Raw genomic sequence first — 12445 nt, 5'->3', positions numbered from 1 at the left:
CCTGCCTCTCCCTTTCTTAAAAGAAAGGAGGAACTAGACCCCTTCCCTTATTAAAAGAAGGGCTGGGGAGGGATTTGTTCATTCGCCACAGCCGCCGTGATTTGCTAGAATCCCCGCCACAAAAAATTACCCTCAGAGAACGCAACCATGCTGATTGAAGCCCCTATTTCCCTTGGCGAACTAATCGACAAAATCACCATTCTGGAAATCAAAGCCGTGAACATCGGCGATGCCACCAAACTGAAAAATGTGACTCATGAGTTGAACATTCTTAACGCCAAGGTGAACCAACTGCTCGATGCAGCTGGCCAAGCCAAACTGGCACCGCTTAAACAAGCACTGAAAGATATCAATCAGGAACTCTGGGTAATTGAAGACGATATTCGCGATTGTGAATATGCAAAAGACTTCAGTGATAAATTTATCCAACTCGCCCGCGCTGTTTATGTCACCAACGACAAACGCGCCAAGGTAAAAAAAGATATTAATCTCGCCTTTGGTTCGGAATTAATCGAAGAAAAATCCTACAAAGACTATCAATAAATCACCCTGGTTTTAATTATTGAATGAAGAATTCGCCCATGCGCATACTGCTCGTCAAAATGTCCTCCATGGGCGATATCTTCCACACTTTCCCTGCGATCAGCGACATTAACAAACAGTTCCCCAACGCCGAAATTGATTGGGTGGTGGAAGACAGTTTTAAAGAAATTGTGGAATGGCATCCGCAGGTACGCAAGGCTATTCCCATTCATTTACGCCGCTGGGTTAAACAGCGTGACAAACAAAGCTGGCAGGAATTTAAAGCCTGGCGCAAAACCTTGCGCAGCGAAAATTACGACTATGTCATCGACGCACAGGGTTTATTAAAAAGTGCAGCCATCGCCAAATGTGCCCTGGGAAAAGGTATTGATGGCTACGATAAAGATTCGGCGCGCGAGCCCATCACCCACTGGTTTTATAAACGAACTCATGTAGTCGATAAAAACCAACACGCGGTAGAGCGAACTCGCCAACTGGTTGGCAAGGCATTAGGTTATACGCCCGAGCCACAATTAAACTTTGGCATTAACCAAAATTTTACGCACATTCAAAAGAACCCGCGTAAATTGATTTTTATTATCGGCACTAGTTGGGTTACTAAACTTTGGGCCACCAGTGAATGGCAAGCGCTGACACAAATCGCCATTGATGCAGGTTTTTCGGTGGAAATTATTTGGGGTAGCAGCGATGAGCAGGCGATTGCCGATGAAATTATTAACGCCTGTCCAAAAGCCACACGCCCACCTCAACGCTTGTCGATTACGACTATCGCAGAAAAGTTAGTGGAGGCTGCCGGCGTAATTGGTCTGGATACGGGGTTTTCACATTTAGCGGGCGCACTGGAAACCCCCACCATCGCACTCTACGGGGCAACATCGCCAACGAAGGTGGGCTTAATCGGCGACCACACACATAATCTGCAATTAAGCGAAGCTCTGGACTGCATGCCTTGCCATAAACGCCAATGTAAATGGCTGCCGGAAAATAGCCGCAATACCCCCGCATGTATGGCAGGAATAAACGCTGGGCAAGTCTGGCTAGCACTGCAAAAAAAATTACCGCCTTGTTAATTCTGCACTAATTAATTCTGCATTAAGAGAACACACCATGTATTTGTCTCACCCTGAGGGCACTGCAACTTATCGAAACTCCCGTCGCTGGCTAGCAGCATTCGCCATACTGAATGCACTGGTTATGACCGGCATCACCATGACCCATAGCCAATGGCCCGATTCCCTGAGCAGCCAACTTTACCTTGTGCTGGGTATGCTACTTCAATTTTCAGTGCTTTCTTTTTTAGTTGTCCTGCTTACCATTGCGCTCGCTTATGTTCTGCGTTCGCAAAAATATTATGCTGCATTTGCAATGACACTATTTACCATTGCACAGTTAATTATCATCACCAATGTAAAGGTGTTTAGCCTTTATCATTTCCATTTAAACGGAATGGTGCTGAATTTACTGTTCAGCGGCGCACTGCTGGAAAATATCGCGTTCTCCTGGTCCATGTGGTTATCGGTAGGTGCACTACTATTGGGTCTCATTTTTGGACAAACACTGCTACTACTACTGAGCCGTAAACTTTCACAGTTTCATCAGTTTACCAATCGTCACCATGTTGGTTTTTTTCTAACAAGTTATATTGTGCTGCAATTACTGAGTGGCTGCGCGGATGCGTTTGGCTGGAATCAGATTACGGCACAAAACCGATATATCCCCTGGATGCCAACAACGACCATGCGCTCATCCTTGGAAAAAATGGGTTTTGAAGTTGTGCAAAGTACGGAAGGCCACAATCTGCCCGACACCGCAGACGGATTGCAATATCCACGCAACCCTCTGCAGTGCAATACGCAAAAGCCCTTGAGTATTCTTATGCTGGTGGTGGACTCACTGCGCGCTGATCAACTCACTGCCGAGGTAATGCCAAACAGTTTCAAATTGCGTAATCAAGCGCAAGTATTTGATAACCATTACAGCACGAGCAATGCAACCCGCTACGGGCTGTTCAGTATGATGTACGGCATTTCCGGGAGCTATTGGAAGCCCATTCTGGCAGCAGAAAAAGGCAGCGCATTATTCGACCTGACCACTGAAAATGGTTATCAGCATTTTATTTATGGCAGTAGTACGCTCACATTCCCCGAATTTGATCGCACTATTTTTTCATCGCTACGCAATCAGTTACAGCAGGGAAATGGTAAATCCAGTGCGGAGAATGATCTGGATATTACCCAGCGATTCATCACGGATTTACAACAACTACCATCCGACAAACCCTTTTTTGGCTTTTTATTTTTTGATGCGCCGCATGGTTTTTCTATTCCTGAAAACTATCCACATCGTATTGAGCCAATGCTTGAGCAAGTAAACTACCTGGAACTGAATAACGATTATGACCCCGTTCCCTTCCTGAATCTGTATAAAACAACGGCGCATTATGTTGATAGCCTGATTCAAAACATCATGGAAGAACTTGCACGAACACAACGCCTGGACAATACCTTGGTCATTATCACCAGTGACCACGGTCAGGAATTTAATGAAATGGGCAAGAACTACTGGGGCCATAACAGTAACTTTAGCCTGTGGCAAACCAAGGTTCCGTTGATGCTACTCTGGCCAGGGCGCGAACCCATGGCTACGAATACGCTAAGCTCCCATGAAGACCTGATACCGACGCTGCTAACGGAAGCTTTTGGCTGTGCAAATCCAACCACTGACTACTCAACAGGTTATTCATTGTTGAACTTACCCGGCAATGATCGTGGATTATTAATGGAGTCATGGACAGATAGAGCAATACTGTATGATGGCCACCTGTTCCTGATTAATCCGCTGGGTGGAATAGATGCGGTTGATCAAAATTATGACTCGATCGATGATCGGGAATTACCGCCGGAAGTATTAGCAGGTACGATTGAACACATGTCGCGCTTTCTGAAAGTTAAATAGGCGCATACATCAAAGCACCGGAACATCCAATGAAACCGAAAAAAATTGGCGTAGTCATAACCACCTACAATCAACCCAAATGGCTTAAAAATGTACTGTTTGGCTATGAAGCCCAACGTCACAGTGATTTCACGGTAATTATTGCCGATGATGGATCAGGGCAACCTACGCGTGATGTTATCGAGTTTTTTAAAGCGCGTGGCAAATTGCGTATTGAGCATGTGTGGCATGAAGACAAAGGTTTTCAAAAATGCCAAATACTCAATAAAGCCATAGCACAAACCGAATGTGATTATTTAATTTTCACCGATGGCGATTGCATACCCGAACCAGACTTTATCAGCCTGCATGAGTCGCTGGCACAACCGGGTTATTTTTTATCAGGTGGCTACGTCAAACTCACCACCCCCGTCTCGGAAAAAATTAGCGAAGCAGACATTGCGAGCGGCGTCATTTTTAATCTCGACTGGCTCAAAACCGCAGGTCAACCCAGCAGTCATAAACTATGGAAACTGATAAAAAATAAAACCCTGAAAGCCATTCTCAATGCCATCACTCCAACCAAAGCCACCTGGAATGGCATGAACAGCTCCACGTGGACCGCCGATATAAAAGCCTGCAATGGTTTTAATGAAGATATGCAGTACGGCGGACTGGATCGCGAACTGGGTGAACGCTTGTACAACCATGGACTCAGAGGCAAGCAAGTGCGTTACAGCGTGAACTGTCTACACCTGGATCACCCACGTGCTTACGACAATCCTGAAACCTGGAAAAAAAATTATGCGATCCGCAATGAAGTAAAACGTACGGGGCGGTTTTGGGCGGAGAACGGCATAGTGAAAACAGCGGTAACGGAGAACAGCACAAAATGAAGCTCAAGGAACTGCCAGGTTCACTCTGGACAGCGTGGAAACTCAAACGTTTGCCCAAAAAACAGCTGGTCAGCCCACAACAGCCTAGAATACCGGTAATTGTTTCATTAACGTCAATTCCTTCACGCCTTGATACTCTTCATCTCGTTATCCGCAGTCTTTTAGCCCAGACCCATCTGGCCGAAAAAATTCTGCTGTGGCTGCACAAGGATTTGGAATCAAAAATTCCATCCAGTTTAACTATGCTTGTCAGCGATATTTTTGAAATTCACTACGTGGATATGACTTGCTCGCATCGTAAATTAGTCCACAGCTTGACGCTGTATCCCGAAAAAATTATTGTCACCTGCGATGATGATCTGATGTACAACTCCAGTTGGCTGCAGCGACTCTATCAGGATCACTTAATCTACCCTGATCGAATTATTGCGCATGAATGCAGAGTGATCGCCTATGACAATCAGGGTGCACTATTAAATTATGATCAATGGAAAACTCAGATAGAGCCAGGTGTAAGCTCGCCCTGGATGATGCCTATTGGTTATGGCGGAGTGCTCTACCCACCCGGAGTATTACACCCCGATGTTACACGTGCAGATCTCTATTTGGCTTTGGCACCACGCGCCGATGATCTGTGGTTTAAAGCCATGTCATATTTAAACGGCACTATTACACAGCGATCACAACAACCAGGGCAAAAACCTACGCCGATTGCTGGCTCGCAAAAAGTATCACTCAAACACACCAATGTGCGCGAAAATGGTAACTATGAACAATGGCAAGCCATTTGCGATCACTATCAAATTCAAGGCTGATAATTTCAGCCAATACCAAAATAAAATTTTATGACAGAACCTATTGGCAGTTACCAAAGCGAACTAACAACCGCATTTCAGTCATCCGAGGTAATTGCACAGCTCAGCAATATTTCTGCACTCTTAAATAATCCACTGACACAACGTCTCTCCAATGGCCCGGATTATGTTGTAAAAACCCAGCTATTTGTTAATACACAACCCATCGATATCACGATCAAAGTATTCAAACGCCAAAACTGGCTTAAGGACTGGCATGATTGGCGCAAGGGCTCCAAGGCAAAACGCTCCTATGATGCAGCGCGTTTTTTGCAAAGCAATGGAATAAATACACCTGCCCCCATTGCTTGGCTTGAGCGCTGGGATGGCAAGCGTTTGCTTGAAAGTTATTATGTTTGTTTATTCGAACCAGGCATTAGTTTCCGCGATGCCCTTTCCGATATTTATTACAACCAACGCAATAACGCACCATTGATGGATTTACTCCATGTAGTAGCACCCGCTATTCGCGCTATGCACGATGCTGGGTTTATGCACGGTGATATGGGGAATCAGAATATTTTGTTGCCTCGCAGTGAGTGCGACGCATGGCTTCAGCCACAGTTTATTGATTTGAATAGAGCTAAATATTCAAATACACCGCTAACACTTAAACAACGCGCATTTGATTTAGCCCGTATCGCCCTACCCGGCGCTTACCTGAAAATATTTAAAACCATTTATAACAATCATCAGGATTTCCCTGCTGATTTTGATAAGTTGGAACAAAAAGCACGGGATCGTTTTTGGAACCACCGCCGCAGCGGAAAATGGCGACACCCTATTCGTCATTGGAAAAGTAAAAAACTACCCAAGAGCAAACCCATTTATCCACCCGTGCAAGACATTTGGTTATGGGATGAAAAGTCCGCGCAGCCCATGATTGTGCCCGGCCGAAAAGAAAAACATGCCTATCGCAACTGGCGCTATATGTTATCCATGATGTGGCAAGGTTTGTGCGCCGCACCAAGCATATATAAGCGATATCAAAAATTATTAGCACAAAGCTATAACGCACCAGTTGATATGAAAGGGCGAATTGGTATCGCCCTGCATCCGCACCCTGACTATATAGAGACAGAACTTGCACTGCTTGAGCAAATGGGCAATCCACCAGTGCTACTTCGCTTTTGTCACCACGAAACCATTATCGAATGGAACCGCACCATTGCCTTGGTGAAACAACTGCACGGCAAAGGTGTTGAGGTTATGCTCGCGGTATTACAAGACCGACAAGCATTATTGCAGCCCGACTCATGGAAAGCATTTTTAACGCTAATTATTGAAAGTGTTGGCGATAAGGTTGCGCATATTGAAATTACCCATGCAAGTAATCGTGTGAAATGGGGCATTTGGAGTAGTGATGAATATCAACAATTAATGGAACCCGCACTGGAACTACAGCAGCGTTTTCCACACATTCACCTTGTAGGGCCAGCGTGTATCGATTTTGAATATTTACCGGTTATTGCTGCACTAGGCACTCATCCAAAAGGTCAACCACTGGCAGCACTTTCACATTTACTTTATGTTGATAGACGCGGCGCACCCGAAAGTACACAGGGACATAAATTTTCAACGCTGGAAAAATCAGCACTACTCAAGGCCTTGGCACAATGGTCGGACCGCTGCGCAGATAAAATAATCGTGTCGGAAGTAAACTGGCCGGTAAAACATACTGGAATTTGGTCGCCGATTGGCTGCCCCTATGAAACGCCCAAATGGCGGCGCGAACAACCGGGGGAGAATGATGATGACTACGCAAATTACATGCTACGTTATTATTTAATTACTCTATGCTCAGGACACGTTGAACAAGTGTTTTGGTGGAGACTTTCTGCGCACGGCTACGGGTTGATTGATGATCGCGACAATTTCACTCCTCGCCCGGCATTTCACGCACTAGTACAACTTTTGAAACTTATTGGTAACGCAACTTTCACTAGAAAGTTAACGACCCCCAATAATATATATGCACTTGAATTTGATGCTGACGACAAAAAAATTGTTGTGGCTTGGACATCTGACAACACTACAACAAAGATCCCGAGCAGTATTGACTATGAAAAAATATTGGATCGCAATGGTAAGCCATTAACAACGGCTACCATTTCTGCCGCACCAATTTATTTATGCAAAAACCTAAAACATCCGTGATGGATAGCAATTAGACGAGATACTTGTCTGGTGTGGCCGGGCTCTTCCTTACCACACCAAAAAATTTTCAACCAAAACACTAAAACTACAACAACAAATCCTCTAGTTTTCCCACCCGTCTATCCAGCCAATCAAAAATTAACTGCTGCTTTTCTTCTGAAGCAGTTTCAATGCTTTGCACACATGCGAAAACAATATTTTGGTTGCGCTCCGCGCCATGTAACTTCATCTTGATTCGCCACAGGGATTGATCGGAAGGCTTAAGTTGCATATTTGCAGCTGAGCTTTTAACCTCGGCAAGACTGTTTTTCAAATGAAAATGGGAACACAATCCCTCCGGAACAAACTGATCCGGCACGCGCAGATGCGCTTTAATATTTTTCAACATAGCGTCGGGAAATTGTAAAAACAACTGTTCCCAACTCGATTTTTTCCATGGGTGGGGTACATGAGGAAGACGGAAGTAGTGTTTCTTAAAACCAATAAGCTCAGCACACTGCTGCTGTAACCCCCAAAAACTAATACGATTTTTTTTACGGTTCGCGCCCAACAAATTGCGCAGTGTTTTGAAGACCTGATTCCCCGGAATAGAAGCACTTAATCTTTTCCAGCGCCCACGAAGAACTACCTTACCATTCTTAAAGAAATCACCAGGAGTCACAGGGCGGACAATTACAAAATCATCATTAAAATAAATAAATTGCTCAGCCAAGCCTGGAATGCGCCACAGCAAACTGCTAATCGCCATGCTATTGAAGCTCGGCAAACAGTCCTCATGACCAGCAAATATTACTGAGTGATCGATAACCTTTACCTTATGCTCAAAAATACTCCCTTTAATTTTATCCATAAGCGCTGGCCGCTGATTGTCAGTGACTATATAAATAGTCTGCAACCAAGGGGCAAATTTCAGTAACGATGTAACGCAATAATCTATCTCGCCTGCATTGTGAAAGCGCGTTTTGCTCGCAGCGGCAGGTCTGGTACTACCAACGGACGCCAGGTAATTATTCAGCTTTTCAGCGTGGATTGGATCAGCGCCATCGACCCACATAATGACCGCGTCTATTGCTTCATTAACAATTGTTTCTGCCATAAATTTATCCGCATCGAGCTGTAAAAGTGCGCGCCATATTACACCATCACTGCTCTGGGTATCCGCCAAATAAACCGGGTTTTGGTGGGACTCAGGCAGCTAAAAGGCTATAATCGCAGCCAAATTTTTAGCCATTTTCGTTGACATAAACGTGTTAGCGACAGACCGAGAGAGCCAATATCGCTATGGAAAAGACCTACGAACCCCATGCTATTGAACGCCAGTGGTATCAAACCTGGGAAGAGAAAGGCTGTTTCAAACCAGCCGGCGAAGGCAACCCCTACTGCATTATGATCCCACCGCCAAATGTGACCGGTAGCTTGCATATGGGCCATGGTTTTAATAACGCAGTGATGGATGCATTGATTCGCTATCGCCGCATGAAGGGCGATGACACCCTGTGGCAAGTGGGTACTGACCACGCCGGTATTGCCACCCAAATGGTGGTTGAGCGTCAACTGGCTGCACAAGGTGTAAGCCGTCACGATTTGGGACGTGAAAAATTTCTGGAAAAAGTCTGGGAGTGGAAAGAACAATCGGGCGGCACTATCACCCGTCAAATTCGCCGTTTGGGTTCATCAGTGGATTGGAGCCGCGAGCGCTTTACTATGGATGATGGACTATCGACGGCAGTACAGGAAGCCTTTGTGCGCTTGTTTGAAGACGGCCTAATTTATCGCGGCAAACGCTTGGTCAATTGGGACCCTAAACTGCACACCGCTATTTCTGATCTGGAAGTGGAAAACCACGATGAAAAAGGTTCGTTGTGGAATCTGCGTTATCCGCTAGCCGATGGTGCAACCACGGCGGATGGTAAAAACTATTTAGTCGTCGCTACCACTCGCCCTGAAACCATGTTGGGCGACAGCGCTGTTGCGGTTCACCCTGAAGATGAGCGCTATAAATCGCTGATCGGTAAATTTGTCCTGCTGCCATTAGTTAATCGTTTGATTCCAATCGTTGCCGATGATTACGTTGACCGCGAATTTGGTACCGGCTGCGTAAAAATTACTCCCGCACACGATTTTAATGACTATGAGGTGGGCAAACGCCACAACTTGCCGTTAATCAATGTGCTCGATAAAAATGCTGCCGTTTTAGCGACTGCACAAATTTTTAATTTAGATGGCACGCTCAACACCCAACTCAACGGCACCCTGCCCGCCCAATACGCCGGGCTTGATCGCTATGAAGCGCGCAAACAAGTTGTCGCTGCATTTGAAGCAGCTGAATTGTTGGAAAAAATTGACGATCACGGTTTGAAAGTACCACGCGGTGATCGCTCTGGCGTGGTGATCGAGCCTTGGCTGACTGACCAATGGTACGTGAGCACAAAGCCATTGGCAGAACCTGCAATCGCAGCCGTTGAAGATGGTCGCATCCAGTTTGTACCCAAACAATACGAAAACATGTACTTCTCCTGGATGCGCGATATTCAGGATTGGTGTATCAGTCGGCAATTGTGGTGGGGACACCGTATCCCCGCATGGTATGACGCAAGCGGCAAAGTTTACGTTGGTCGCAATGAAGCTGAAGTACGTAGCAAATATAATCTTGGTGCTGATGTAACACTGAATCAGGACGAAGATGTATTGGATACCTGGTTCAGTTCAGGCTTATGGACTTTCTCAACACTCGGCTGGCCAGAGCAAACGGAATTTTTGAAAAAATTCCATCCGACTGATTTGTTGGTGACCGGTTTCGATATTATTTTCTTCTGGGTTGCGCGCATGATTATGCTCACCATGCATTTGGTGAAACATGAAGACGGCACGCCGCAAATTCCGTTCAAAACCGTTTATGTGCACGGTTTAGTGCGCGATGGCCAAGGCCAAAAAATGTCCAAGTCCAAGGGCAACGTGCTCGATCCACTCGACATTATTGATGGCATTGATTTGGAAACCCTGGTGCAAAAACGCACTACTGGTTTGATGAACCCCAAAGATGCCGCCAAAATCGAAAAACAAACCCGCAAAGAATTTCCGGAGGGTATTCAAGCTTACGGCACCGATGCGTTGCGCTTTACCTTCTGCTCACTTGCATCAACCGGCCGCGATATTAAATTTGATATGGGTCGTGTAGAAGGCTATCGCAACTTCTGCAACAAAATATGGAATGCCACCCGCTATGTACTAATGCACTGCGATGAACAAGATTGCGGGCAAGATGGCGCAACTGATTTCGAATTATCAGTTGCCGATCGCTGGATTATTAGCAAATTACAATTAGCAGAAAAATCCGTTGCGGAGCATCTGGATAACTATCGCCTGGATTTGGCTGCACAGGCCATTTATGAATTTATCTGGAATGAATACTGCGATTGGTATCTCGAATTATCCAAGCCGGTAATCTGGAACGCGGATGCTTCTGCGGAGCAGAAAAAAGGCACACGCCGCACCTTGATTCGCGTGCTCGAAACCATTCTGCGCTTAGCGCATCCGCTTATGCCATTTATCACCGAAGAAATTTGGCAAAAAATAAAACCGCTTGCTGGTGTTACGGGCGATTTCATTATGCATGCCCCCTACCCCCAAGCCGATGACAGCAAAATCGATCAACAGGCACTGAATGATGTTGAGTGGCTGCAAGCCGTGATTTTAGGTGTGCGCAACATTCGCGGCGAAATGAATATTTCCCCCGCAAAAGATTTGCCTGTGCTGTTTAAAAATGGCACCAATGAAGATCAACAGCGCCTGCAGAACAACCAGCAGTTCCTCAAAAAACTGGCATCACTGGAAAGCGTTACCTGGCTAAATGCGGGTGATGCCGAACCCATGTCTGCCACTACATTGGTAGGGCAAATGGAAATACTGGTGCCCATGGCAGGACTGATTGATAAAGATGCTGAAATCGCTCGCCTCACCAAAGAAAGTACCAAGTTGATTCAGGATATAGAACGAACTGAAATCAAACTGAACAATGAGGCATTTGTAGCAAAAGCACCCGCTGACGTGGTTGCGAATGAGCGCAACCGTGTTGCAGAACATAAAATTGCGGTGGAAAAATTGCGCGAACAAATCCAAAAAATCAGTGCGCTATAAAAAGTGCCAGCGTAAACAAACAAAAAAGCCGATGCAAAAACATCGGCTTTTTTGTTGGAACTTTTTTGTGTTGTCTTAAGTCACGCTGGGCATCGCTGCATTGAACAACAACCTACAAAATAATTTTTAAACCTTAGAAAAACAAAAAGCCCAATCTTTTAATTGGGCTTTTTGTTTGAATTCAATGGCGGAGAAGGGGGGAGTCGAACCCCCGATACCCTTTTGAGGTATGCTCCCTTAGCAGGGGAGTGCCTTCGGCCACTCGGCCACTTCTCCACATCTACTGAAGCGAAGCAGGCTCCGTCTCAGCAGGTGCGGCATAATACCATAAATCTCTAAAAATCAAAGTCTTGAATTAAAAATTACGAAATAAAATAGTGTTTTCTTTGTCTTCAAACGCGGCGTAAACATTCCATAGAATAAAAAACGAAACACCATAAACAGCTACGCGGCGGATGATATCTCATGCCGCCGCGTAATTGAAAAGCGCCAAACAACAAAACGAAACTAAAATTTTAATCGTCTTGTTCTTCTTGATTTTGCTTTTCGCGCTGAATACGCTGATAAATTTCTTCGCGATGAACTGCAATATCTTTAGGAGCGTTGACACCAATACGAACCTGGTTGCCCTTTACACCTAAAACAGTAACGGTAACTTCGTCACCTACCATCAAGGTTTCGCCAATACGGCGAGTTAAAATTAACATCTTTAATCTCCTTCACTCATCCTGTAAGAGTACGATTTAGGCACCCCTTGCCACCATCGCCCCCCGAACACCCCCTGTCGCGTCCTGACAACCAAGTGCCTGGATCTAAGTATCGTCTACTTTTCACGAAAGGGAAGAAAACCCTAACATTTTTCTATTTGCCACAATCACAAACAGAAACACAACGCACACACCTTAACTAAACCGTCGCAATTAG

9 protein-coding genes and 1 tRNA gene are annotated in these 12445 nt (G+C 45.4%); 7 read left to right on the top strand and 3 right to left on the bottom strand.

Annotation, left to right across the window (positions count from 1 at the left end):
• The first annotated feature begins 147 nt into the window (after positions 1 to 147).
• Genes D0B88_RS10025 through D0B88_RS10000 form a run of 6 tightly spaced genes read left to right on the top strand, consistent with a single transcriptional unit; the run spans position 148 to position 7384 of the window.
• Positions 148 to 543: a DUF6165 family protein gene (locus D0B88_RS10025; RefSeq protein WP_007642892.1), complete on the top strand. Its 396-nt coding sequence runs from the start codon at positions 148 to 150 to the stop codon at positions 541 to 543.
• Positions 544 to 581: 38 nt separating this feature from the next.
• On the top strand, positions 582 to 1613 hold the full coding sequence (gene waaC, locus D0B88_RS10020) for a lipopolysaccharide heptosyltransferase I (protein WP_151056875.1): 1032 nt from the start codon (positions 582 to 584) through the stop codon (positions 1611 to 1613).
• Positions 1614 to 1650: 37 nt separating this feature from the next.
• The gene (locus D0B88_RS10015) at positions 1651 to 3498 is read left to right on the top strand and encodes a sulfatase-like hydrolase/transferase (protein ID WP_151056873.1); all 1848 of its coding nucleotides are present in this window, start codon (positions 1651 to 1653) and stop codon (positions 3496 to 3498) included.
• A gap of 29 nt (positions 3499 to 3527) precedes the next feature.
• On the top strand, positions 3528 to 4373 hold the full coding sequence (locus D0B88_RS10010) for a glycosyltransferase family 2 protein (RefSeq protein ID WP_151056871.1): 846 nt from the start codon (positions 3528 to 3530) through the stop codon (positions 4371 to 4373).
• Positions 4370 to 5188 carry a glycosyltransferase family 2 protein gene (locus tag D0B88_RS10005; protein ID WP_151056869.1) on the top strand — a complete coding sequence of 273 codons (819 nt, stop codon included), beginning with the start codon at positions 4370 to 4372 and terminating at the stop codon, positions 5186 to 5188. Before D0B88_RS10010 ends, D0B88_RS10005 begins: the two co-directional genes overlap by 4 nt.
• 30 nt (positions 5189 to 5218) lie before the next feature.
• The gene (locus tag D0B88_RS10000; protein ID WP_151056867.1) at positions 5219 to 7384 is read left to right on the top strand and encodes a lipopolysaccharide kinase InaA family protein; all 2166 of its coding nucleotides are present in this window, start codon (positions 5219 to 5221) and stop codon (positions 7382 to 7384) included.
• A gap of 85 nt (positions 7385 to 7469) precedes the next feature.
• Here the strand turns inward: D0B88_RS10000 and D0B88_RS09995 are convergent, their stop codons facing one another.
• Entirely contained in the window at positions 7470 to 8480 is a 1011-nt protein-coding gene (locus tag D0B88_RS09995) for a Stealth CR1 domain-containing protein (protein WP_040392483.1), read from the bottom strand.
• Between the two features lie 185 nt (positions 8481 to 8665).
• On the opposite strand from D0B88_RS09995, the gene D0B88_RS09990 reads away from it, so the two are divergent.
• On the top strand, positions 8666 to 11521 hold the full coding sequence (locus tag D0B88_RS09990) for a valine--tRNA ligase (protein ID WP_151056865.1): 2856 nt from the start codon (positions 8666 to 8668) through the stop codon (positions 11519 to 11521).
• 185 nt (positions 11522 to 11706) lie between these two features.
• Here D0B88_RS09990 and D0B88_RS09985 read toward each other — a convergent pair.
• Both D0B88_RS09985 and csrA read right to left on the bottom strand, forming a co-directional pair.
• A tRNA-Ser gene (locus D0B88_RS09985) sits at positions 11707 to 11797 on the bottom strand.
• A 239-nt stretch (positions 11798 to 12036) separates the two neighbouring features.
• Positions 12037 to 12228: a carbon storage regulator CsrA gene (gene csrA / locus D0B88_RS09980; protein WP_007642906.1), complete on the bottom strand. Its 192-nt coding sequence runs from the start codon at positions 12226 to 12228 to the stop codon at positions 12037 to 12039.
• Positions 12229 to 12445: the final 217 nt, after the last annotated feature.

Source organism: Cellvibrio sp. KY-YJ-3, from assembly GCF_008806955.1.
GTDB lineage: Bacteria > Pseudomonadota > Gammaproteobacteria > Pseudomonadales > Cellvibrionaceae > Cellvibrio.
This window is presented reverse-complemented; position numbering and strand designations above follow the sequence as displayed.

Excerpts from the sequence above, each read along its gene's own strand:
- D0B88_RS10025 (WP_007642892.1), top strand. The coding sequence starts at position 148 with ATGCTGATTGAAGCCCCTATTTCCCTTGGCGAACTAATCGACAAAATC.
- waaC (WP_151056875.1), top strand. The coding sequence starts at position 582 with ATGCGCATACTGCTCGTCAAAATGTCCTCCATGGGCGATATCTTCCAC.
- D0B88_RS10015 (WP_151056873.1), top strand. The coding sequence starts at position 1,651 with ATGTATTTGTCTCACCCTGAGGGCACTGCAACTTATCGAAACTCCCGT.
- D0B88_RS10010 (WP_151056871.1), top strand. The coding sequence starts at position 3,528 with ATGAAACCGAAAAAAATTGGCGTAGTCATAACCACCTACAATCAACCC.
- D0B88_RS10005 (WP_151056869.1), top strand. The coding sequence starts at position 4,370 with ATGAAGCTCAAGGAACTGCCAGGTTCACTCTGGACAGCGTGGAAACTC.
- D0B88_RS10000 (WP_151056867.1), top strand. The coding sequence starts at position 5,219 with ATGACAGAACCTATTGGCAGTTACCAAAGCGAACTAACAACCGCATTT.
- D0B88_RS09995 (WP_040392483.1), bottom strand. The coding sequence starts at position 8,480 with ATGGCAGAAACAATTGTTAATGAAGCAATAGACGCGGTCATTATGTGG.
- D0B88_RS09990 (WP_151056865.1), top strand. The coding sequence starts at position 8,666 with ATGGAAAAGACCTACGAACCCCATGCTATTGAACGCCAGTGGTATCAA.
- csrA (WP_007642906.1), bottom strand. The coding sequence starts at position 12,228 with ATGTTAATTTTAACTCGCCGTATTGGCGAAACCTTGATGGTAGGTGAC.